Origin of the sequence: Teredinibacter purpureus (assembly GCF_014217335.1) — a bacterium.
Taxonomy (GTDB): domain Bacteria; phylum Pseudomonadota; class Gammaproteobacteria; order Pseudomonadales; family Cellvibrionaceae; genus Teredinibacter; species Teredinibacter purpureus.
Genome location: NZ_CP060092.1, coordinates 2,591,865 through 2,613,367, shown reverse-complemented (window position 1 = coordinate 2,613,367; position 21,503 = coordinate 2,591,865). Strand labels below are relative to the sequence as shown.

Annotated in this window: 29 protein-coding genes; all 29 read right to left on the bottom strand. The window is 41.1% G+C overall.

Going from position 1 to position 21,503, the window contains the following annotated elements; translation table 11 throughout:
- Positions 1 to 193: 193 nt before the first annotated feature.
- Positions 194 to 1,258, bottom strand: coding sequence for an AbiJ-NTD4 domain-containing protein (locus H5647_RS11240; protein ID WP_045858629.1), 1,065 nt, complete (start codon positions 1,256 to 1,258; stop codon positions 194 to 196).
- A gap of 476 nt (positions 1,259 to 1,734) precedes the next feature.
- Entirely contained in the window at positions 1,735 to 2,031 is a 297-nt protein-coding gene (locus H5647_RS11235) for a hypothetical protein (protein WP_045858627.1), read from the bottom strand.
- Between the two features lie 170 nt (positions 2,032 to 2,201).
- The gene (locus H5647_RS11230; RefSeq protein ID WP_045856337.1) at positions 2,202 to 2,798 is read right to left on the bottom strand and encodes a glutathione S-transferase family protein; all 597 of its coding nucleotides are present in this window, start codon (positions 2,796 to 2,798) and stop codon (positions 2,202 to 2,204) included.
- A gap of 148 nt (positions 2,799 to 2,946) precedes the next feature.
- On the bottom strand, positions 2,947 to 3,411 hold the full coding sequence (locus tag H5647_RS11225; protein ID WP_236074873.1) for an outer membrane protein assembly factor BamE: 465 nt from the start codon (positions 3,409 to 3,411) through the stop codon (positions 2,947 to 2,949).
- A gap of 65 nt (positions 3,412 to 3,476) precedes the next feature.
- The gene (locus H5647_RS11220) at positions 3,477 to 4,043 is read right to left on the bottom strand and encodes a hypothetical protein (RefSeq protein ID WP_045858623.1); all 567 of its coding nucleotides are present in this window, start codon (positions 4,041 to 4,043) and stop codon (positions 3,477 to 3,479) included.
- A gap of 152 nt (positions 4,044 to 4,195) precedes the next feature.
- On the bottom strand, positions 4,196 to 4,696 hold the full coding sequence (locus H5647_RS11215; protein WP_045858621.1) for a rod shape-determining protein: 501 nt from the start codon (positions 4,694 to 4,696) through the stop codon (positions 4,196 to 4,198).
- A gap of 139 nt (positions 4,697 to 4,835) precedes the next feature.
- Positions 4,836 to 5,396, bottom strand: coding sequence for a hypothetical protein (locus tag H5647_RS11210; RefSeq protein WP_045858619.1), 561 nt, complete (start codon positions 5,394 to 5,396; stop codon positions 4,836 to 4,838).
- Between the two features lie 140 nt (positions 5,397 to 5,536).
- Positions 5,537 to 5,917, bottom strand: coding sequence for a hypothetical protein (locus H5647_RS11205; protein WP_045858617.1), 381 nt, complete (start codon positions 5,915 to 5,917; stop codon positions 5,537 to 5,539).
- Positions 5,918 to 6,555: 638 nt separating this feature from the next.
- Complete coding sequence (locus H5647_RS11200; protein WP_045858615.1) at positions 6,556 to 6,828, bottom strand: hypothetical protein; 273 nt, start codon at positions 6,826 to 6,828, stop codon at positions 6,556 to 6,558.
- Positions 6,829 to 6,944: 116 nt separating this feature from the next.
- The gene (locus H5647_RS11195; RefSeq protein ID WP_045858613.1) at positions 6,945 to 7,232 is read right to left on the bottom strand and encodes a hypothetical protein; all 288 of its coding nucleotides are present in this window, start codon (positions 7,230 to 7,232) and stop codon (positions 6,945 to 6,947) included.
- A gap of 528 nt (positions 7,233 to 7,760) precedes the next feature.
- Positions 7,761 to 8,117 (bottom strand): hypothetical protein, encoded by a 357-nt coding sequence (locus H5647_RS11190; protein WP_045857974.1) that lies wholly within the window; start codon positions 8,115 to 8,117, stop codon positions 7,761 to 7,763.
- Between the two features lie 126 nt (positions 8,118 to 8,243).
- The gene (locus tag H5647_RS11185; protein WP_045856761.1) at positions 8,244 to 8,549 is read right to left on the bottom strand and encodes a hypothetical protein; all 306 of its coding nucleotides are present in this window, start codon (positions 8,547 to 8,549) and stop codon (positions 8,244 to 8,246) included.
- Positions 8,550 to 8,700: 151 nt separating this feature from the next.
- Positions 8,701 to 9,093, bottom strand: a complete 393-nt coding sequence (locus H5647_RS11180) for a hypothetical protein (protein WP_045858610.1) — start codon at positions 9,091 to 9,093, stop codon at positions 8,701 to 8,703.
- A gap of 96 nt (positions 9,094 to 9,189) precedes the next feature.
- Positions 9,190 to 9,567, bottom strand: a complete 378-nt coding sequence (locus tag H5647_RS11175; RefSeq protein WP_045856711.1) for a hypothetical protein — start codon at positions 9,565 to 9,567, stop codon at positions 9,190 to 9,192.
- A 157-nt stretch (positions 9,568 to 9,724) separates the two neighbouring features.
- Positions 9,725 to 9,967 (bottom strand): hypothetical protein, encoded by a 243-nt coding sequence (locus H5647_RS11170; RefSeq protein ID WP_045857270.1) that lies wholly within the window; start codon positions 9,965 to 9,967, stop codon positions 9,725 to 9,727.
- A gap of 96 nt (positions 9,968 to 10,063) precedes the next feature.
- On the bottom strand, positions 10,064 to 10,480 hold the full coding sequence (locus H5647_RS11165) for a DUF4279 domain-containing protein (RefSeq protein WP_045858609.1): 417 nt from the start codon (positions 10,478 to 10,480) through the stop codon (positions 10,064 to 10,066).
- 113 nt (positions 10,481 to 10,593) lie between these two features.
- Positions 10,594 to 11,031, bottom strand: a complete 438-nt coding sequence (locus tag H5647_RS11160; protein WP_045856527.1) for a DUF3592 domain-containing protein — start codon at positions 11,029 to 11,031, stop codon at positions 10,594 to 10,596.
- Positions 11,032 to 11,127: 96 nt separating this feature from the next.
- Positions 11,128 to 11,706: a cell cycle checkpoint control RAD9 family protein gene (locus H5647_RS11155; RefSeq protein WP_052692121.1), complete on the bottom strand. Its 579-nt coding sequence runs from the start codon at positions 11,704 to 11,706 to the stop codon at positions 11,128 to 11,130.
- 610 nt (positions 11,707 to 12,316) lie between these two features.
- Positions 12,317 to 12,739 (bottom strand): hypothetical protein, encoded by a 423-nt coding sequence (locus H5647_RS11150; RefSeq protein ID WP_045857268.1) that lies wholly within the window; start codon positions 12,737 to 12,739, stop codon positions 12,317 to 12,319.
- A 1,659-nt stretch (positions 12,740 to 14,398) separates the two neighbouring features.
- Entirely contained in the window at positions 14,399 to 14,992 is a 594-nt protein-coding gene (locus H5647_RS11145) for a cytochrome c oxidase assembly factor Coa1 family protein (RefSeq protein WP_045858604.1), read from the bottom strand.
- 539 nt (positions 14,993 to 15,531) lie between these two features.
- Complete coding sequence (locus H5647_RS11140; RefSeq protein ID WP_045858600.1) at positions 15,532 to 15,960, bottom strand: hypothetical protein; 429 nt, start codon at positions 15,958 to 15,960, stop codon at positions 15,532 to 15,534.
- An 87-nt stretch (positions 15,961 to 16,047) separates the two neighbouring features.
- Positions 16,048 to 16,509 carry a hypothetical protein gene (locus H5647_RS11135; RefSeq protein ID WP_162926368.1) on the bottom strand — a complete coding sequence of 154 codons (462 nt, stop codon included), beginning with the start codon at positions 16,507 to 16,509 and terminating at the stop codon, positions 16,048 to 16,050.
- 85 nt (positions 16,510 to 16,594) lie between these two features.
- Positions 16,595 to 17,680, bottom strand: a complete 1,086-nt coding sequence (locus H5647_RS22155; RefSeq protein WP_121495369.1) for a CHAT domain-containing protein — start codon at positions 17,678 to 17,680, stop codon at positions 16,595 to 16,597.
- Positions 17,681 to 18,220: 540 nt separating this feature from the next.
- The gene (locus tag H5647_RS11125; RefSeq protein ID WP_045858597.1) at positions 18,221 to 18,649 is read right to left on the bottom strand and encodes a hypothetical protein; all 429 of its coding nucleotides are present in this window, start codon (positions 18,647 to 18,649) and stop codon (positions 18,221 to 18,223) included.
- A 91-nt stretch (positions 18,650 to 18,740) separates the two neighbouring features.
- On the bottom strand, positions 18,741 to 19,214 hold the full coding sequence (locus H5647_RS11120) for a hypothetical protein (protein WP_162926367.1): 474 nt from the start codon (positions 19,212 to 19,214) through the stop codon (positions 18,741 to 18,743).
- Positions 19,215 to 19,797: 583 nt separating this feature from the next.
- Complete coding sequence (locus tag H5647_RS11115) at positions 19,798 to 20,121, bottom strand: hypothetical protein (protein WP_045856755.1); 324 nt, start codon at positions 20,119 to 20,121, stop codon at positions 19,798 to 19,800.
- An 81-nt stretch (positions 20,122 to 20,202) separates the two neighbouring features.
- Positions 20,203 to 20,544, bottom strand: a complete 342-nt coding sequence (locus tag H5647_RS11110) for a hypothetical protein (protein WP_045857954.1) — start codon at positions 20,542 to 20,544, stop codon at positions 20,203 to 20,205.
- A 165-nt stretch (positions 20,545 to 20,709) separates the two neighbouring features.
- On the bottom strand, positions 20,710 to 20,964 hold the full coding sequence (locus H5647_RS11105) for a hypothetical protein (RefSeq protein ID WP_045858591.1): 255 nt from the start codon (positions 20,962 to 20,964) through the stop codon (positions 20,710 to 20,712).
- Between the two features lie 122 nt (positions 20,965 to 21,086).
- Entirely contained in the window at positions 21,087 to 21,464 is a 378-nt protein-coding gene (locus H5647_RS11100) for an ankyrin repeat domain-containing protein (RefSeq protein WP_162926366.1), read from the bottom strand.
- Positions 21,465 to 21,503: the final 39 nt, after the last annotated feature.

Genomic DNA, 21,503 nt, shown 5'->3' with positions numbered 1-21,503 from the left:
TAAAAATGTAAGTTTAAAACTGAAATCTTCACGCCGTATAAATAGTATGTTGCCGAGCTATTTAACGCCGCTAGAACCTGCACTGCGTGCGTAGCGGATTTTTGGTGTATTGTGGCGCAGCCACACCAAAAAGGAGTGTAGCATGCAGTGTCAGGTTGCTAGCCTTGTTAGTGTTTGCTTGGCACGTTATATGTTACATCCGCTTTACTAAAGACTTAATCCAAGACATGCAAGACTCTATTGCCCAATCTGTTTGCTGCTCTGTTAACTTAGGCATGTCTTCACTGCCGGGGCCGTGCCCAAAAGGATTTCTAACGGCGGTAAAGAATGACTTTAGCGATTCCCTTTCCCACTCATTAATGTAACCACCATTCTTTTTGCTGCCGAGATTTTCGATGTAATTGTGTGCTCCATTTTCGCCCCCGTGCGTGAAGCCCTTTTGATCGGATATTATCTTTATGGTACTTTCTAATGCTCGCGCCGCGTAGAATGCTGGGTCTCTACCATTACTGTCTCGCAGGTCGATAGCCTCTTTCATATCTATATCAACATTCTCCCAAAGCGGAGAATTTATAACAGCCCAGAACGGCTCCTCAACCTGCTCATTCATAAGTTCATCATTAGAAATCTGTATAAAGCCATTATGGTAGTGCAGATTGAAATTGGCACGCCTCATTCGCTCGTTTAATTCTTCTACCGACTCTCTAAAGGCGCGGTTGATAGATTCGTTAAATGCCTTCAAGCCATCCTCCCGGTTTCCGGGCAATCGCATTCCTCTACCGCCCGGCCGGACACGCTTGCTCTCGATTCTGGCTTCAATGAGCTGTTGAGGTAGTTTTTCATTTATATCATTGATTTGGTTTTCGCGTTCGCGAAAAGCTAATTCAATGAAACTAAGGCGCTCTTTGATAAATCTATCTGGTGAAACCATACCGTCATACTTGGCGTTAACAAAGTCTTTGCAGACCTTCTCCATTGTCCAAGTACCACTATGAGTTACCGGATTTCCGTTGTAGGTTGTTTGGAAATGATATGCTTTAGGAGCTAGTTCATCGAGCCCCAACTCCATACTCAGCTTATCGTGCAAGGAAATCCAGGTGGCTTTAGCTGACGCTACTTCCTTTCCATCTCTGTAATAAGGAATAAGCTGCTCGATAACTATGCGAAAGCCTTGTACAAGAAATCGCTCTTCTACGTCATTGAAGGCCTGCCACATTTCAATCCCGAGATAACGATCGGCAAATATGTCAGTTAACATTTTCTTAAAATTCCTTCTCTGCGATCTCGGTCTCTCTAGAGAACACTAACGCCTTTAGCATGTGCGCCCGCCTTTTGGGCGTCGCATGGCTAAACTTGTTAAGGGCAGCACTGTATTAGCTAATTGTGCTGGACTTAGCCCGGCACAAACAAATGCGAAGCACTGCCCTTGATTATTAGTTGACGACAAAACGGAACACAGGGAACGGATGGATTGAGATGGATACAACACGCTAAACCCTCCATTGGTGCCACGTTGACGCGGTCTTTATTACAAGCCACTTTACCGGTTAAACACACGGACTGAAAGAGGCGGACGATCACTGCTAACTCGTTGGTGGAAAACCCTAAAACCACGAACAGCCTTTAACGCCGAGCTCACCGGCGCATATTGCGGAGAGCGTTTTTATGTAAAATGGAGCACCGCGACATACATAAAAACGAGCGTAGCAATATGCGTCCGAGTGCAGCGATTTGTTACATTTTTAGCTCGATATTGTACTCCGCATAGCAGCCAACAAACGAGAAACTATTACTTTCCTTATTGTAGCTACCAAGTTTCTTGTAATTTACCGACAAATTAGCTGCATTAAAGAATTCTTTGCTTCCAATAACTGTTGTCGATACCCAACCAATATAATCTATTCTGGTGAAGCTCAAGGCAACTTGTATTTTACCACTTGTAAGTGTGCCACTTACATATTTATGCTCTTTGTAATACTCAGGAACCGATATAAACAATTCGATCTTTTCATTATTTGAAGACCACTCCATTCGTTGTGGGATCTCCAAATCATCACATGACAATGAGCAATTTGAAAAGAGCAGTATTAACAGTGAAATATGTTTTTTCATGGGTAAATGTAACGCCGCAATGTGGGGCTGCCGCAACAAAGCGAAGCGGCGTGTAGGCAGTCCCGCACCATTGCCTTGTTACACGGCGATTATGCCATGCCTACGTATTGGGGTTGCGATTGAATTCGATCTATCCATTGTATGATGGCTGGATACTTGCCTAAATCAAAACCACCTTCGTCTGCAACGTGAGTATATCCGTACAATGATATATCTGCCGTACTCATCTTATAACCTGTGAGATAAGGTGTTTGTTGCAGCTGCTGCTCCATAACTTGAAGAGCTTTATGACCACCTTGCTGTTTGGATTCATAGTCTGCTCTTCGGTCGTCGGGCAACCCCAGATACTTTGCGATAAATCTTGCTACTGCAATGTATGGTTCATGGCTGTACTGCTCAAAAAACTGCCACTGCTGAATTTTACCGTATTCATAGGGGTCGCTTGATAGGAGTTCAGTACCCGTTGCTAAATAATTCAAGATTGCATTTGACTCAGATAGATAGCGACCATCCTCTAACTCTAAAACAGGGATTTTAGCGTTCGGATTTTTCTCAAGAAATTCTGCCGTGTGAGTTTCACCATTGAGAATATCTATATGAATCCATTCATGTTCGATACCAAGTAAAGAAGCGAGTAATTTGATTTTGTAGCAGTTTCCAGACTGGGTATCACCATAGATTCTCACTGAATTCTCCTTTAGCCATGTAACGCCGTTATAACCGGCCGAAACGGAGTTGATTTGTTTACGGTAGCGTAGCGTTAAACCGTAAACGAAGCAACGCAGTGTAGGTCCAGCCAGTTTACTGGCGATGGTTGATAACATTGTTAGTTGTTTACTGAGGCCATATAACCTCCGTACCTTCTTTATTATATTCAGGGTATACCGTGACCATATAGACAGCCCCATCTCTTACCCAGAATGATAACTGTAACTCTGAATGACGATATTCATCTATATCAAAGTTAAATTCGTCGTCTAGTTGCGCGAATGGAAATCTGGCTTTTAGTTCTTTTACGGAAATACCAATTATTCGTAAATTATTCAGAGTCAAATTTGGACATGATGACTGAATACTCCCCAGCAGGAAATCGTCCTCTGCCCCAAAGCTATATTCAGTATCCCCATAAAACCAATCAACTGTTCGATCTTCAGGTTGATCTTTTATAGGTATAAACGTTTCGATATTGGTTGGATCACCAAGCTTTCTTCTAACTTGATCCATGCTCATACCAAGTTTAATTTGGCTTATTCCTATTTTTGGCAAGACTTCCATAAAGACAACTAACGTTGGTAACACGGGCCGAGGAGCGCCAGCGACGAGGTCCAGCCCGAAGGGCGAGCGTGCTTACCCTTGTTAAATTATCAATGTACAACTAACTTTTGCAATAATGTTTCATCTTCAATTTCAGGCCCCCAAACCACCTTACCCTGCATTAAAGATCTTGCCAACCCTCCAGTTAAGTGCGCAGCAGGTGCAATACTAGAGAGGTTGCTATCGGCCTGTTCCTTTACCCCACTATCATTGTAATTGGTAATCAAAAATAACTTCGGATTTTTCTTATTGTCGTCTGGAACCCAAAAACCTCCCGTATCATTAAACCAAGCACCGTGACAGCAAGCTATCTTTTCCTCTTCGGTTGGTAGAACTCCAGTTTCAGTAAAGCGTTCTCCGAATTGATCATACAAAATGATTACAGAATGTGGCGGCCCTAAGTAGAATACTCCTGAATCATTCCTGACTGTAGAGATATAATCCCCCTCAACAAGTCCATAATGCCAAGTTTCACGAGCTAGTCCCGCCACATGTTTATATGAGTAAGTCTCCTTAATCGAAATAGTCTTACCATCACTTACAGGCTTAAGGTTAGAAAATGTTGTTCCACATCCAGACATTATAAAAACAAATATTAAGCTGATATATTTTTGCATATTATTCCTGTGTAGGTAGGCCCGTAATTTAACGCCGCAAACAGCGGCAGACTTGTTGTTGATTTTTTTGTGCGAAAATGGCGAAGCCATGCATAAAATAAGCGACGGCAAGGCTGTCCAAGGAGCGCAGCGACTGATGCTGGTTTGCTTTGTTAGCTATTTTGCTGCTTAAATTCATTAATATTTAGTGAGTCTACTGATAGAGGTTCGCCAACATGTAATAAAATCTCCCTAGCACCGGCTCCAAGACAAAGCTCCCGATAAACTCGCTCCTCTATGCCTGTAACCCCACCTTCTAGTTTTTCCATAGGCTGAAAAATAACTCTCGGAGAAGGTGAAATCCATTTAGTTTTGTGTATTTCTCTAAAAGCATGCTGAATAATTTTTTCGGCAGCGACAAAGTCATGCACTAACAGCCTAGGATGCTTAAACGGATTGACTACTTTGTCTATTTCAGACTTATTCAGGTATTTAACTTTGTTACCTATTTCAAATACAATCGGAACTCCCTTGGCATTATCTTTAAGCGCCATAAGCGGCTCCTCATCGTAGACATCACGTGTTCCGACTTTAGATATCTTTATCCTATTCTCCCAAACCTGAATATATAAGTCGCTGGAGAATAGTGATTGTATATATTTAATAATGCTCATATCTTCCTGATAGCTAACGCCGTTAGCAACGGCCGTAGTGGAGGTGTTTTAGTTGTGTTAGCGTAGCGTTAAACACAACTAAAACACCGGAACGGAGGTCCAGACCGCTTGCGGGCGAAGTTGGCTAACTTTGTTAAGCTTACTCCTCAACACTTTGCCGTAACCCCCAATAATTATCTCGCAACGCTTTTTTCTCTTCGTCAGACATGTTGGATATTGCCAGCCCTCGGTCACAACGCTGCTCAACAACATACTCGTGCCAGGTAGGAAAATCCGAGTATCGCTGGACAGGCTTAGGGGTTGTCATGTTTTTGGAAATCTGCCAAAAGTATGCTTCTTTTGGAAGAGCGCCTTTTTCGATCTGAAGAAATTGCCAAAAATGAAAAAAGCCAAACATGAGAAATAAAACTGTACCTGCAGATAGTGCTGAGACAACTTTTACATACACTCCCGTCTTAAGGCAAACACCAATCCATAGCTCAACTAGCGACCAAACAAGAAATAGGCATAAGCACGTTACATAAAGAGAAAACGGGCTAAAATAATATGGCTCATGCTCCCAGATCTCATGAAGATCCCAACACTCGAAAGGAATTATGGTGATAAATATATGCAACCTAAAAAAGAATATTAGGGCGAATAAAGTTACCACTAAAACGGTTACGCGATCCCCTTGATTGTAACTGGTACTAATCTTCATGCGATTTAGAGCTTAACGCCCACTTCAGCCGCAGCTGGTATGGAGTGGATTTTGTGTTATTGTTTGAGCGATAGCGAGTAACGCAAAAACCGCGAAGTACCAGCTGTCGGCCTGCAAGTGTTTGTTAGGAAATTTAAAAATCAAATACATTTTTCCGATTCTTCCAATAATTTCAGCTCTCTTTCTGCTTTACCTTTTTGCTCTAATGCACCTTCGTACTGCCCAGTGTCTTTTACCGATTCGGGATTTAATTTTGGGTAATTAAACTGTAATAGTAAACACGCATACTGATATAAGCTAGTTTCATCACTTTCACGTGTTTTCTCTATAATTGTTAGAGCGGTGCTTACCCATAAACTCGTTTCCCGATGTTCGTTAGATGGGTGGTTGAACATCTCTTGTTGCATTACAGTGAACTCTAAAGAATTATCGACGAATGTCTTGCTTACGTACAAAGACGCAACAACCCCAGACACAAAAGCTGCGATAAAAATTGCAACAAAGATAAATAGTCTTGTCATTCGTTTTCCTAACGCCGCCATATGCGGCAAATTTGGAGTTGTTTTTTTGTGCTAGCGTAGCGTTAAAGCACAAAACAAACAACGGAAAATTTGTCCAGCCAGCTTGCTGGCGCAGCATGATGGCCTTGTTAAATGGCGATACACCAAACAACACCAACACTGCGTTGCGGAACGCAAATGGAGCCTTGCTACCAAAGTGGCGAACAACGCTACATGAACACCCGTAAACGCTAAACCTGAAAACTCTAAGAAGAACGACCGGTAAACTTTACATCACTACCCCGCTCTGCTTTTTTCTTCATTAAAACTACCCGCTCGAAAATAACACTTTTTACGAGTTACCAAAATATGCTTGCAACCAGTAAAACTTAAAATACTAAAACAGACTTTTAGAGTGGTTTGCACGGTTTAATGCTGGTAGAGCTAAACGAACTGTTTCGTTATGAAACTAGCATAATATTTAAAACCACTACACAGCTAAAAATGTAAGTTTAAAACTGAAATCTTCACGCCGTATAAATAGTATGTTGCCGAGCTATTTAATCTCGCCATAAAAGGCGAGCAACTTGTTGCGAGTCCAGCGCTGAAAGCGCGTTTTTTGATGGCCTTGTTACATTTTCATGTGGGAGCAATGAACCTTACTCCCAATCTTCATCAAGCTTACCACTTCCGAACTTCTTCATTCCTGATGGTTGATATTTTCGAATTATTTTTATGGTGTCTTTTTCACCTTCGGTCAATTTTGGCGCTCTGTATACGCCGAATAACTTGACCCAAATTAACCATATTAGGTATATCAAAAATACACCGAATAAAACTGGCGATACTAGAGATTTAAAAGTCGAGCCCGAGAAGAAATCTATTGACGAATAAAATACAACAACTCCAACAATAACCACTATAAACTTCATATCAACTCCAATCAGCTACGAGCTAGTAATTACAAATGTAACGCCGCTATAAAAGGCGCGCGTTAGCGCGTCCAGTGGAGGCCGCTCTTTGGCCGGAACGATTTTTGATAGCCTTGTTATGGGCCTTCACCATTTGCATAGTCCCATTTGTGAACCTCACCCCAACCAGTAAATATGTAATGTATTTTATTGCTTTCATCTTTATACATATAGCTATAAGAGCAATCTTCTTTTTGAAAGCTTGGAGCGCTTAAGAAAGCTGGATCTAGGCTTGCTCTATTAAGCACATCGATTATTCGCTCAGTCGCATACTTTTCTTCGAAGGAGCATTCCTCCCAACCTGTAAATAGGTATGCAATTACAGCAACTAATACAATTATCGATATTGAAGTTAAAACCTTCACTCTCAGCCTGTAGCTCCATAACGCCTCAAACAGCGGCGCGCGTTAGCGCGTCCAGCCACGTAGTGGCGTTGCTGCTTTGACTTGTTAAGCATTTCGCTAATCAAGAACTTCATAGTTCCATTTATAGCTACTATATAAATGCTTCTGATGATGTTTTCCTTTTGGGTTCTTCTCTACAACTTTAAGCCTAATTCTAGTTCCTGGATGCAGCGCCCTAATTTCTTTAGAACACTCAATGTACATATCTTCCGGAAAGGGCTGACCAAATACGGGATTAAGTCTCATTTCGGCACGTCTCGAATCCCAGTTTAGAACCGCTTCAATATAGATGTACTCACTAGGATCGCGTCGGCCAACCATTTGAATTCTCCATTTTCTTCGTTTCCTTCAGATGCTTAACGCCCATAGCAAGCGCATTTTTTACGGCGCTCGTTTTGTGCTGGTCGCTACGCTGGCACAAAACGAGCGCCGTAAAAAATGTCGACTTGGCTATGTTTGTTATGTGCCTGATACACTTCGCTTGATAATTTAAGTATTTACACCAAATATACTCATTGCTTCCTGTTTTGTAAAATTTCTGTCCTGAATTCTTGTTGCACGATCTTCCACGATCTTTATTACTTCAAAATACTCATACTGATTTAAATTTGGGTTATTAATATAAATGCACCCAGAAAACTTCACCTCTAAACCAGATATAAATACAACCAAGTTGTTTAGAACAACCTCTCCATTAATAGGGTTAGCGCTAAACGAAATATGGCTCATACCTTCAACATAGGATACCGAGGCAGGAAATTCACCTTGGATAGATTTTATCGAAGCCAACATTTCAGACTCATCAATCAAATAACTTGTACTTAACCACCCAAAATATTCGATCAAGCGTAACTCCTGTTGGACACATAACGCCGCTGTATGAGGCATTTTTTGTGTAGTGGAGTTTTGGGGTATAGTGGCGAAGCCACCCCAAAACGAAGCGAAGCAAAAAATGTCCTTATGACAGCTTTGTTATGTGTTGGGGTAATATACAAGAGAGCTACCTTCGCGAAGCGCTTCTTCGTAAAAACCCGAAAACCCTTGATACATTTGAGTATTAAGTGATTCTACGCTCATTCGCTTCCCATCAACACTTTCCAAATCTACAAATCCAAAACGGCCGATTTCATTTCTTGCTGATAATGTATCAATTTCAGCGGATTCTTGAGCAATAAAGATCAAACAGCTATGCGTATGCCCTGCGACTGGTGCATGGTAGTCATAGTCTGACCCCCCAGAATAAGTACCGCGAAACTTATAGATAAAAACTTTCTTCATTATTAGCTACACATAACGCATTACTAACCGGCAGACAAAGTGGCGAGCGTTTTGTGCGAAAGTTTGCGAAGCAAATGCACAAAACGAACGGCGCTTTGGCTGTCCAGCGGAGCCGCAGGCGGAGCGGTGGTTGAGTAACTTGTTATAGCTTTTACACCACAAGTTTATACAACCTCCAGCAGCCAACTGTAACTGCAAAGGCTGGAAATGTGAAAAAAGCCCAAAAAAGAATTATAGGCTCTTGAAACAAACTAAATATTGAAAGCGGAACAAGCCATACAGATGTAATATTTAGAAGACTAAGCTTGTTTAATTTATTTAAAACTAAAACTGTAGGTATGCCAACAATAAAGGTTACCAAATAACCGATTGGTAAACCTACTACCACGTAAAGCGGAAATAGCTCTCCCAGTGCTACTTGCACACTTTGCCCCCTAAATACCACCTCAGCATATGCAAGCAAAAATGAAGCTGGAATAATTGCTAGAGGGCCTAATGCCACGGCCATGACATTTTTTCGGGTAAATTGTGAAAATATCTTCATAAGCTATAACGCCACAATAACCGAGCGAAGCTAAGCGTGGTATTGTGAGCAAAGCGAACCACGCTTAGCGAAGTCCGGTTGATTGTTTTGTTACATTCATTTTAATAATTCGAGCACCCAGTCATGATCAGCTTTTTCGACTTTTTCCTTCGCTTTGGTAATATTGATATTCATACCTCCATTACACTTAGCTTCGAATTCTTCTATAGTTTCGACGTCTGAGTGCTTTAACACCATACAACCCATAGCCTCGGTTAAAACCTCCATCGAATCAATGTTCCTGTTTTTTACGCAAGGCTCTCGGTGTTGCACCAAACCTTTTGTACACGCCTCAATGGTTTCTCCGTTTCTGCACCCAAGATACACATCGTCATAGCAAATAAAAATGGGGAGCTGATAATAGAAGTCTTCCAGCGTATTAGCTCTAGCTGAAATACTGACCACAATCAGAATTAGTGAAAGCGCTATTTTCATTTAAAATTTTCTACAACCCAGTTTGTGAATGTAACGCCTTTGTCATTTGCTTTTTGGTTGTAGTGGAGTTTTGGGGTAAAGTGGCATAGCCACCCCAAAACGGAGCGTAGACCAAAACGTCAAATGGACAAACTTGTTATGTGATTTTGAAAGTTCATTACCCATTTATAACACGGTCTTTTAGTAATGCTTGCAACATCTCATGGGAACTGTCGTCAATATCACAAGTTAGTTTTTCCTCTAAGTTTTTTCTAATTTCATCGGTAAACCAAATAGGCTCTTCCTTTGCAAGCTTTAACTCGGGGTATATTTTTTCTATATCCTCTATCGACCCTGAATATAAGTAGAACCAAACCGATCCTTTTCCGTAATCATGATAAACAAGATATTTTTCCTTCATACGACATATTCCACATAACGTCGCAAACACAGGCGGAGCGTCAGCGACGTCCAGCCCGAAGGGCGAATGTGATTTGCCTTGTTAGAGTAATTTACTCTAGTACACATCTTGAAGATAACTTATTTTCAATGATGATAACCTTTGTAGCATGGAGGGAGAAAGTTCAATTGCATAATTTCGGTCTCCATATGTACTTACCTGAAGATGGATTCTGCCGCCATCATCAATTAATTTATGCATAAAAGAAATGTGAGGTTCAAGCAGCGAAACAGTTTCTTCAATTAAATCTTCAACTAAATAGTCTGTCGAAGCACACTCACCTCGGTTATAGGGGTCGGTATACCAATAAGTTTCAGAATATACACCATCCAACAATGTACCTTTGGGTGTTGATCTTTGTTCACCGCTCGTACAAGTTCTATTTGGCTCGATATTTAGGCTATCTGAAATTATCTTTGGATCTATTGTCGGATGCCAAATTCGTATTAATATTTTGAAGGTATAGTTTTGCATGAGATTACTCTAACGCCGCAGTAAATTGCGGCTATGTAGTTGATTGTTTTTGTGGCAGCGTAGCGGCCGCCACCAAAACAAGCGACGGAATAGCCGTCAATTTGACTGCCTTGTTAGCTCTGGACTGCGATGAAGAAAAACACAGCCATAAAGCAAATAAACCAGACAGCACTACCTTGATACCCGCGATACAAAACGGACTGATAGGGACGTTTGGGATTGACGTAGATGGTTACATCACTTCCCTTGACGATACCCGACAGCATTGTAGTTGCGTTGCCATACTTACTAGACCAAAGACCACCATACTTAATCTTACTACCTCTATAAGAAGAGCCCATGTATGAGTAATGATATTTGATACTAGGCTTACTCTCCTCGACTCCATCATCTATCCGTGTATCGATACGAACGTCTGTGACCTTTGCTGTATGTGCTCGCCAACTATCGGAGGCTCTCCCTTTTAAAACCTGATAAATCTCATACAGGAATATTAAAAGCGCTAAACACCAAAAAATAATCTTCCCATATATTCCGAGTTCTATTTCCATACTTTAGAGCTAACGCCTCAATAATGGGCCGGAAAACCGCGCAGCGGTTTGGAGGTCCAGCCCCGCAGGGGCGACATTGATTGACTTGTTACGTTTTTATACTGCATTGCGAAAAACATACCCCGACTCAGAAAACGAAACCAATTTTCTATGGATTTCGTATATTTCATCTACGATTGGCTGTAGCTCAAAGCGATGTCCCAGAACTTCAAATACTCCAATTCTATTGTAGAAAGCACGAAATACATGCAGTGGGACACCTTGAGTGTCTTGCTCCTCGCCCACATAGTTTGGCAAGATAGTACCTACAACTGGCTTGCTAACAAAAACATCTAGGTTTTCATCAAAGTGCTCAATTAGATTTCTTAAGTCACGATTCTTTATCGCGCTTTCTTCAGATATGCCAAATACACGACGAAGATACTGAGAACGTTGTTTGTGGATTTTTTCTTTCTTTTTAACAGCCCAAAAGTAGCGAGACAAAGCGGCAGCCTGAGTTACGATATTTTGGACCCAATCTAATATTTCTTCATGTTGTAAATCTGACAAATCCTCGTTTGGATTGAAAATTATTGCCAATTTCTCAGTAGAATCAATCGCAGAGGAAGTAATAGATAACATGCTTTCTATATAAAATGCTTGGCAAGGAGGCCATGTTTCTACGTTTTGTTCCAATTCTATTACTCCATACTTTGCCAAGACACGTAACGCCGCTATGTGGGGCATTTATTGTGGAGTGGAGTTTTGGGGTAAAGTGGCGTAGCCACCCCAAAACGGAGCGTAGCAATAAATGTCCCTACGATAGCTTTGTTATGCGACTTTCTATATATACAAAACACCCCGTTCACCACACACAACAAAGCCATAAATTTAGTAAAAATAGCTTTGATTTAGACTTAAAACCCAAAGCCACTACCAACAACCATTGAGATTAACCTAGCTTTACATCTGAGCCAAGTACCCGTCGAAAATAGAGTTACAACTACGAATACAAGAAAAACCAAAAAACTATAAACGTGAAGACTAGAATACTGGTAGCGTTTTGACGCTGTTGTGCTGATTGCTAAAGTAAACGGAGGATGCACGTAAACTCTTCGAAACCAGATGAGACTTTTACAGTAAACAACACCAATGAATTCCAAGCCCTACTCTACCAGCCGTTAAGACGCATAACGCCAAGTGCAGCTGCATTTTGGTTGGTGTGTAGTTTTGTGTAAAATGGCGTAGCCATACACAAAACGAAGCGCCGACCAAAATGTCAGCTGGCACGCCTTGTTAGCTGTATTTATGGGTGATACTCCAGTGTTGATAGATACTTACAAAATTCATTGATCTTTTCACCCTTACCGTATTGGTAGAATTCCACAAGTGCTCGCTTCCTAAGCGTATAGGCATTAATCGCTGAAGTATGGTAACGGAAGTTTCCTGACAACTCAGATGAATTAGTGAAATCACCATAAACCTTTAATTGTCTAGGCAAGTCATTTTCTAGATACTCAAATGCTGCTTGGTATTTTTTATATGAGATATCATTAATTTCGTCATACTTAAGCTCATAAATATGCTTCTCGTACTCATAATCATCTTCGGAGAGTTCAGGCTTTTCCGAGTGTGCAGGGAATGGCTCCTGCTTTGGGCAAACCCGTAAATCTTCAGCTAAAGACGAGCATGAAAATAACAATACAAATAATATAGCGATACTCTTCATTTCTATGCCTTACAGCTAACGCCGCCATATGCGGCAAATTTGGAGTTGTTTTTTTGTGCTAGCGTAGCGTTAAAGCACAAAACAAACAACGGAAAATTTGTCCAGCCAGCTTGCTGGCGCAGCATGATGGCCTTGTTAAATGGCGATACACCAAACAACACCAACACTGCGTTGCGGAACGCAAATGGAGCTTTGCTACCAAAGTGGCGAACAACGCTACATGAACACCCGTAAACGCTAAACCTGAAAACCCTAAGAAGAACGACCGGTAAACTTTACACCACTACCCCGCTCTGCTTTTTTCTTCATTAAAACTACCCGCTCGAAAATAACACTTTTTACGAGTTACTAAAATATGCTTGAAACCAGTAAAGCTTAAAATACTAAAACAGACTTTTAGAGTGGTTTGCACGGTTTAATGCTGGTAGAGCTAAACGAACTGTTTCGTTATGAAACTAGCATAATATTTAAAACCACTACACAGCTAAAAATGTAAGTTTAAAACTGAAATCTTCACGCCGTATAAATAGTATGTTGCCGAGCTATTTAACGCCGAGCTCACCGGCGCATATTGCGGAGAGCGTTTTTATGTAAAATGGAGCACCGCGACATACATAAAAACGAGCGTAGCAATATGCGTCCGTGTGCAGCGATTTGTTACTTGTACCAAACACCTACTCACTTTTAACTACGCTGCTACGCCAATTGCTGTATTTTTTTAAAAAGCCTGAAGCTTTGGTTAGACCCAACTATAACCGTGGGATAGCCAAAACAGAAGGCATAAAATTGACCCAAAACAACAAGTGATTATGGCAACCAACAGAAAGGAACAAACGGGAGGAATAAGCCGCAAACTCCCTTTGCTAGGTAAAGCTTGGTTGCACTTTTTTGCAACGAAGCTTTACCGGATTACCAAATCTACCTTTTACGAAGCACGTTGTAAGCGACCAAAGGTGGCTTACCTAAACTTGATGGAGGGTAACGAATTTAGGAACACCCTACTGAAACTTAACTACACACCAAACTTTTTTTAATAGACAAGTAACGCCGCCCACAGGGGCCGCAGTGTAGGTGATTGTTTTGCGGTAGCGTAAGCGACAACCGCAAAGCAAGCGCCGGAACGGAGGTCCAGCCCGCTTGCGGGCGAGCCTGATGGGCATTGTTATGAGAGACCACTAACTGCACCTGCAACACCTTATTTTTTATACTAACCAAATAGATTAGTACCCCATAGATGCTTTTGACCTTACTTAAAGCAGCGTTGCCTAAAAGCCAATAAATAATACACACCTGAAGACTATTTACCCAACAGGCACAAACTTGATGACTAGCACCAACGAGGTTTAACTAATTTGTGTGTTTTTACAATTTAGTTAAACCGGATTAAAACTGCCAAACAAAGGCTACGAAAGCGCGTTGTAATTGGCTTTAGCCTATTACTTTTCTAAATGGAATGAAAGTGGAAATCAAAGGGAGATAGCCATTCCATAGCACGTATAAAAATAATTCCAATTTAGGCCTTAAAACAGACCTTGGCGACAACTCGCTGGTAGCTCATAACGCCAAGCTAATAGGCATTTTTTACGTAGCGTTTTTGCGGTAAAGTGGCGTAGCCACCGCAAAAAAAGCGGAGTAAAAAATGTCCTATTGAGCGCCTTGTTAGCTGCCATTTGCGCACTCACCGAGAAGTTCGACTGTGCTACTGTTTATGTATTCTGTTTTGACACAAAGTAATTTCCAGATATCCATGTCTTTTTCAGCTTTAATATAAATTTTTGCTTCGCCTCTAGCCCCATCAACTCCAAATGACATATTTGCGCTTCCTTGATGCCCAGAAGTAGACAGGTTTCCGGTTATAAAACCTGCGTCATAAGGAACTCCGATCTCTTCTTTAAATTTTGGCGAGCCTTCGAGCAGCGCCATTGACATAATGTAAGGTTCAGAATTCCTGAACAAATGACCAACCATGAAAAATAATGGTAGTGCGAGAAGAAAGCAGAGCCCTATATACGCAAATGACGCTCGCGACCAGTTTCGTTGTACTTTTACAAAATGATCTTCATCTCTCCATGTCCCGTTTTTCCATGCATATTCGCTACCGTGAGCACCAAGCTTGAAAATATAGTAGAACCCATATACCGGAATAAATATTTTAAACGCAGAATAGGTGTTATTTCCTACACCCCAAATCCAGTTTAAAAAGAACGCACCCCAATTCCATTTTTTTAAGTGTTCAGGTATCTCTTTATCCATAGAAAATCTCTAGTTTCACGAAAACAGCTAACGCCTTACTCAGCCGCGTTTTGGTTGAAGTGGAATGTTGTGCAAAATGGCCGAAGGCCATGTACAACATGGAGCGTAGACCAAAACGTCGGGTGGAGTAACTTGTTAGGAGACATTTAGTACGCTCCAGCCTATTGTTAAGAAAAGCACAAAAAAGGAAACCAATACTACTTTCTGAGATTGCTTACTTCGCTTAGCTAGCGACAAAACTTCTTTACTCTCTATTTCCAGAAAGAGGGGCGAATTTTCTAAACCATAAAATGTCGCTCTCATAGTTATGATATTGGGTTCACCAATTTTCTTCCAAATTTCGGGTTCATGCTTCTTTACAGCAGAATAGTATCTGGCCGTCAATATTCCAGACCAACCGATAACTACGAAGCAGAGAGAAAATATGAACATCAGCAACACTCGAACTTGCCTCCTAACGCCGCTATAAACGGCAGACAAAACGCAGTTTTGGCTGTCCAGTGGAAGCGCGAAGCGCTGGAATGAGTTTGATAGCTTTGTTAGGCATTTATTGGCTTTGTAAGCATGTATTGAGCAAACAGCGTTGGAATAAGGAAAACCGGAATTATAATAACCCATAAATCAATAAAAGCCTCTTCTCCGTAGGATGGAACTTCCAATATATAAGGTGCAACCCCCTCATAAAATATTGCCCATAAAAAATATGAGTAAAAGAGCACTGAATAAATCTTACTACCAATAGGCCTTTTTGAATATGCGTAGCAATAAAGGCAAAAGGCCACTATAGGGAGGAATATTGCTGCATCAATATAATCTAGGTAATGAAGCTCTTTGCTTTCGATAAATGCAAAGGGTACAAATAGAATTAAAACAATATGAATCCAAAAAAATATTTTCCAGAAAACACTTGGTGCTGACTGAAACTTATCAATTTCGACGTTTGACTCTGGTGTGTTATAAATTTCCATATCTTCTCTATGCCTAACGCCCGCATTTGCGGCTGGTTTGGAGCGCAGCGGAAAACCAGTCCGACAACATGCGCTTGTTATGGCATTTTAGATGCTTTGCAAAGCTTCAAAATACCCTATGTTTCTTTTACGCATACTAAACTTATGCGTATTTTCGTACATATTTCTGTTAATTTGAATCTTTACATAAAAATAGCCATGAATAGTTTTCGGCAATTTAGAAATCTCATAATTCGTCACCAGCTCGTAACTCTGGTTTCTTTTAAGAATGCGAGCCCCAGGAATTACTGTACTATCTCTAGATTTTAACTCTTGACCATCTCCGTTAACAGAAATACGAATCGATTCAATTTTTACAGACACGCTATCTTCAAGCGAAAATATTCTAATCAGACTTCTATTTCCAACAAGCGGCTGGACAGTCAACACGATATGTTCATCAGAATAAAGTTCTATTTCCTTAGTATCAGAAACACTCTCGAATTCATAAACTGTACCGACAGTACATGAAGATACCAAAAATAATATTAGTAACGATAGAACTTTCAACTTATTTCCTCGTAGAGCCATAACGCTGCCATCACTAGCGGAGGCGCTTCAGCGCCGCAGTCTGGTGCATGGCCTTGTTCAGTATTTATTCTGCAGATTTCAAGGACTTTTCTTCTAGACCTTCTGGACGCACAATAATTAAGTTATTTGAATCCAAACCTTCTTGCACAAAAAGCTCTGGCGTATTCTCTTCGTTAAGTCCTTCCATCATCACCAAAGCCTTAGCCTGTTCAAATGCTTTTTTTACCGAAAGACCAAACCCTATTGCAGAATAGAATTGTGATGAAAATACTCTAGCCGCTTCATCACCAATACTAGTATTCATGCCTATGGCTGCTTCTACATGATGAGTGATTGCTGCTGCCTGGTTATATGAATAGCATGTATTAAAGAAAACTAAGCGAATACAGCTTGATGAGGCCATCATGGTTTGTACAATAGCCTCTTTACTAACCAGCTTTGCATTGCCACTAGCATCTTGAAATACTATCTCGTCAGAGTCTGAGCCGTGGCCGCTAAAATGAATTATTGTAGGATTTAACTCATTTATTGCTTGCAGGACATCCATTGGCTGAACTGCCCATCTACTCTCAAATGAAACTGAATCCCTGTGTTTGGCCTTTCTAATCATATCTCCAATTGAGCGTGCTTCTTCATCCAACCTCAGCTGTTGAGCATCAGCTGGATTTGAAGCTAAAAATAGAACTACAATTTTTTCAGGAAGGTCTTGAAGTGTATTCAGAGTAGCAATAGTGCTCTGGTGCATATCCTCATGCTTGTCCAGCGTGCTGCTTATTTGGTTCATTTGAGACTGGTGTGATCTAGCCTGTTGTTCTGATTCCCTTTGCCTTTTCTTGCTCTCTTTTTCCTCTTCCCTTGACACTTTCTTTTGCTCATCAGAAAGTTCTTTATGCTTTCGTGCAATTTTGCTGTCAAAATCAGCTACTTTCTTTTCCGATGTCGCCTGATCCTTTTGATATCTTTCTATCTCACGTAGCTTCGATTTCGCGGTGCTTGTACTGCTGGTTCGAGATAACGCTTGTGAAGCAGAATTTACCTTACTGGAAAGATTGGCAATCTTTGTTTGCTCTTTTGCTTTTCCCTGCTGCAACTTAGAAATTTCCTCTCGTTTTTTAGTCACATTTCTACGATATGAATCTAACGATGACACTCTCTACTCCTTAAGGTGAAATTCAGGCTGATACTGAACGCCCCAAGCAGAGGCTTACTTTGCGTTTTGGAGCGAAGCGACAGCAAAGTAAGTCCTTCTGGCTTGGTTTGTTACTTGTACCAAACACCTACTCACTTTGAACTACGCTGTTACGCCAATTGCTTTATTTGTTTAAAAAGCCTGAAGCTTTGGTTAGCCCCAACTATAACCGTGGGATAGCCAAAACAGAAGGCATAAAATTGACCCAAAACAACAAGTGATTATGGCAACCAACAGAAAGGAACAAACGGGAGGAATAAGCCGCAAGTTCCCTTTACTAGGTAAAGCTTGGTTGCGCTTTCTGCAACGAAGCTTTACCGGATTACCAAATCTGTGTCTTACGAAGCACGTTGTAAGCGACCAAAGGTGGCTTACCTAAACTTGACGGAGGGTGACGAATTTAGGAACACCCTACCAATACTTAAACACACACCAAACTTTTTTTAATAGACAAGTAACGCCAAAAGAAGCGGCGGTGAAACCGTCCGTTTGCTTGCCTTGTTAGTGCTTTTCTTCGCTAGACTCACGATTATGTTTAAGGGTCGGATTTTTAAGCCCTTCCGCCTGTAATTCATTATTCTGTTTTGTTGTGTCGATAAATTTTTGCATCATAGCTTTGATTGCAGAATAATCTACATCGATTGCACCCTCTAATGCTACGGTTAAGCTGGCAATTTCTTGGCAGTCATCTCTGGCACGCATCAGGGTATTCCCTAACTCCCAGTCTTTATCAGTTTCCAATTTTGGCAAGGTGCTAATTCTATTTTGCCACGAAATTTGCTTTTGAAGGGCCGCATTATTTACACCGGCTAAGAGATACTGAATTTCTCTTTTCCTTTTTTTATTCTCCCTGATTACCGCCGCCTGATAAATAGCGATAGCTGTGCCAATAACACCGATTCCTAAAGATAAAGCTTCCGACATTTCCATGTTGATTCCTATTGAGCACTAACGCTGCAATAAAAGGCGAGCGTTAGCGAGTCCAGCCCACGTTTTTTTGTGGGCGATTTTCATTGCCTTGTTATACATCTTTGTACGACCGAGGAAAGCTCTCTAAATACCACTCATTACATAGCGCCTGTGCGGGTTCAGCGCCACTAGCATACCCCTTTGTCTTATTTACGATACAAAGCCCTAACACCATGACCTTTTCATTCGTGATTTTAGAAATTTTCGTATCGCCTTCTTGTATTGGTATTACGTCACCTAATATTTCTAAAACATCGCCAACCGAAAGCTCTGCATTCAAAAGAGAGCCTACAGCTATCGTTTTTGATCCGAAATCGTCAGAGACGGAAATTAAGAATAGAGGTTTGCCTTTGTGACCGATAGCTGTTTTGAGCACTTTTCCAGTTACACCTACAAAATTCCCTTCTAAGTCAGAACCATTTTCAAGAAACCTAGATATATCCTTTGAAGAATGCGGCGTTCGCCATTCACCGGCAATTAATGGCATTGAAAAGCAAAGGATAGACAGTAGTATGAACTTCTTCATTTAGCACCTGATGTATAACGCCGCTAGCAGCGGCCGTAGTGAAGGTGATTGTTTTTGTGTTAGCGTAGCGTCCAACACAAAAACAATCGCCGGAACGGAGGTCCAGCCCCAGAGGGGCGGAGCTGGCTAGCCTTGTTATACGTAAGGTACTAATGCTGAGCATATTGAAGAACCCAAAATGTTCCACCTACAAGTATTAACTGTAGAATCAGGGGAAACAAAATTAGCAGCCATTTTTGCATATTTTTAAGTGCACTAAATTTTATTGCAATTATTACCAAAGCGGGAATAACAGCCCACAAAATGGGCAACACCACCAATGAAACGAAATAGCCTACGTAATTGGCAACAGTGTCACCCGTATGTATGTAGTGATAATAAGTCAGAGCAGCTGAAAAGATGCTAAGGAAAATTACCAGCACTGAAACTAAATATTTATTCATACTTCGATAAAAACGTATAACGCCGCAAACAGCGGCAGACTTGTTGTTGATTTTTTTGTGCGAAAATGGCGAAGCCATGCATAAAAAAAGCGACGGCAAGGCTGTCCAAGGAGCGCAGCGACTGATGCTGATTTGCTTTGTTAAGTGCCTGTGATTTCAACGACCCTACCATAGCCCATTATTTTGTTTGCCTCACAAATATGCCAACAATAACCAGGCTTAAATTCGGGAACATCCTGTGATGCAATTATAAATCTTCCATTTGCTCTGCAAGTATCTCCTGGTTTTAAAAGATCAGTATTAATGAAGTCCAGCTGACCCATAAAGCAATAGTCACGTCCAGGCATCCAATGATTTGGCCGAACACCAGAATAGTAGCCGTCACGATCTCTCATGCAAGATTCATGAAGGCCAACTTCCACGATAGCATTTATATTTTCAGTTTTAATCTCTTCGATGCTCATGCCACTTAACGCCAACATTTGCCGTATTTTGGTTAACGCTGCTTTTCAAGCGTTGGCCAAAATATCGGCAAGATGTTTTTGTTATAACTTTTCCAAACTAATAAAGATAAAGCTCTGGCCTGAAATAGCAGGAGGCTTATCTTCTTGAATTAAATTTAAGCCAACTTTCTTGGCCAATGAGTTAAATATTTTATATGACTCTAGATCAAATGCATATGCTCCACCCATTTCCATACCGTCAACTATTTGATGGAACAATGTCTTACGTTTTTGATACTCTTTTGATTCGCTGGACGATGCCTTTAAATATTTATTCATAAAGGATTGTGTTCCAGCCACTATGCAGGCGCCATGTTCGCAGTACATCTGTTGTGATGAATGAATTGCAACATATCCTACAAATATTTCCTCGGCGGTTGACATAGATTACTCTGATGTTGAGTGGTTATAACGCTCACAGCACGGGCAGCCGTAATGTAGCGCCTTTTGTGTGAAAATGAGCACAGCGAATACACAAAAGGCGCGGAGTGTAGGCTGTCCAAGCCAGCGTGTTTTTGCTGGCTGATCGTGACTGTGCTTGTTAAGTGGTTAGCCGTAAAACTGGATCGGACCAAAAAATAGAAAAAGTAGTGAAATTCCCAAACCCGCAACAGCACCACCATACGCACCAGCCATACGTGGCTTATCTTTATTAAATGCCACCCCAATTGCGAAAGACATAGTTACAAAAACAACCAATATAGCAGCCAACCAATCATGTAGGGCGACACCCGTAGAAAACATAACTAATAACAAAACAATAAATGACAGCCAAAATCCTTTCTTAGATTGAGATATTCTCATAAGACACTTAACGCCTTTGTCAGTTGCGTTTTGGTTGTAGTGTAGTTTTGGCGTAAAGTGGCGCAGCCACGCCAAAACGAAGCGTAGACCAATACGTCAACTGGACAAACTTGTTAAATGTTTTATTTGGCACCATATTGTTTTAGCAACTTAGCTGCATTTGGATTCTTGTTGTTTTTTGCTATTTGGAGAGCTGTAGCATCACAACAACCTACATTTGGAGATGCACCACTTTTTAATAACAGCTCAAGAATTTTTGTATCCTCTTGAAAGGCTGCATGCATTAAGGGTGCAGATGTTGGCATTCCCGCAAAACACTTTATTGAAATCGCTTCAGTTACTCCATTTGGATTCGCTCCTAAATCTAGGGCAAATTGAACGGCATAAATATCTTCCTGAGCTGTTACTCTCTCCAGCAAATATGAGAGCTTTGCCTTATCACAATCCACGGCCCAAACGGGAAATGGAAAAACTAAGAGTAATAGCAATAGTTTGTTCATGCTTGCCTCGTACATTTAACGCCTTTAGCATGTGCGCCC

Excerpts from the sequence above, each read along its gene's own strand:
- H5647_RS11240 (WP_045858629.1), bottom strand. The coding sequence starts at position 1,258 with ATGTTAACTGACATATTTGCCGATCGTTATCTCGGGATTGAAATGTGG.
- H5647_RS11235 (WP_045858627.1), bottom strand. The coding sequence starts at position 2,031 with ATGGAGTGGTCTTCAAATAATGAAAAGATCGAATTGTTTATATCGGTT.
- H5647_RS11220 (WP_045858623.1), bottom strand. The coding sequence starts at position 4,043 with ATGCAAAAATATATCAGCTTAATATTTGTTTTTATAATGTCTGGATGT.
- H5647_RS11215 (WP_045858621.1), bottom strand. The coding sequence starts at position 4,696 with ATGAGCATTATTAAATATATACAATCACTATTCTCCAGCGACTTATAT.
- H5647_RS11210 (WP_045858619.1), bottom strand. The coding sequence starts at position 5,396 with ATGAAGATTAGTACCAGTTACAATCAAGGGGATCGCGTAACCGTTTTA.
- H5647_RS11205 (WP_045858617.1), bottom strand. The coding sequence starts at position 5,917 with ATGACAAGACTATTTATCTTTGTTGCAATTTTTATCGCAGCTTTTGTG.
- H5647_RS11200 (WP_045858615.1), bottom strand. The coding sequence starts at position 6,828 with ATGAAGTTTATAGTGGTTATTGTTGGAGTTGTTGTATTTTATTCGTCA.
- H5647_RS11185 (WP_045856761.1), bottom strand. The coding sequence starts at position 8,549 with ATGAAGAAAGTTTTTATCTATAAGTTTCGCGGTACTTATTCTGGGGGG.
- H5647_RS11180 (WP_045858610.1), bottom strand. The coding sequence starts at position 9,093 with ATGAAGATATTTTCACAATTTACCCGAAAAAATGTCATGGCCGTGGCA.
- H5647_RS11175 (WP_045856711.1), bottom strand. The coding sequence starts at position 9,567 with ATGAAAATAGCGCTTTCACTAATTCTGATTGTGGTCAGTATTTCAGCT.
- H5647_RS11170 (WP_045857270.1), bottom strand. The coding sequence starts at position 9,967 with ATGAAGGAAAAATATCTTGTTTATCATGATTACGGAAAAGGATCGGTT.
- H5647_RS11165 (WP_045858609.1), bottom strand. The coding sequence starts at position 10,480 with ATGCAAAACTATACCTTCAAAATATTAATACGAATTTGGCATCCGACA.
- H5647_RS11160 (WP_045856527.1), bottom strand. The coding sequence starts at position 11,031 with ATGGAAATAGAACTCGGAATATATGGGAAGATTATTTTTTGGTGTTTA.
- H5647_RS11150 (WP_045857268.1), bottom strand. The coding sequence starts at position 12,739 with ATGAAGAGTATCGCTATATTATTTGTATTGTTATTTTCATGCTCGTCT.
- H5647_RS11145 (WP_045858604.1), bottom strand. The coding sequence starts at position 14,992 with ATGGATAAAGAGATACCTGAACACTTAAAAAAATGGAATTGGGGTGCG.
- H5647_RS11140 (WP_045858600.1), bottom strand. The coding sequence starts at position 15,960 with ATGGAAATTTATAACACACCAGAGTCAAACGTCGAAATTGATAAGTTT.
- H5647_RS11125 (WP_045858597.1), bottom strand. The coding sequence starts at position 18,649 with ATGGAAATGTCGGAAGCTTTATCTTTAGGAATCGGTGTTATTGGCACA.
- H5647_RS11120 (WP_162926367.1), bottom strand. The coding sequence starts at position 19,214 with ATGAAGAAGTTCATACTACTGTCTATCCTTTGCTTTTCAATGCCATTA.
- H5647_RS11115 (WP_045856755.1), bottom strand. The coding sequence starts at position 20,121 with ATGAGCATCGAAGAGATTAAAACTGAAAATATAAATGCTATCGTGGAA.
- H5647_RS11110 (WP_045857954.1), bottom strand. The coding sequence starts at position 20,544 with ATGTCAACCGCCGAGGAAATATTTGTAGGATATGTTGCAATTCATTCA.
- H5647_RS11105 (WP_045858591.1), bottom strand. The coding sequence starts at position 20,964 with ATGAGAATATCTCAATCTAAGAAAGGATTTTGGCTGTCATTTATTGTT.
- H5647_RS11100 (WP_162926366.1), bottom strand. The coding sequence starts at position 21,464 with ATGAACAAACTATTGCTATTACTCTTAGTTTTTCCATTTCCCGTTTGG.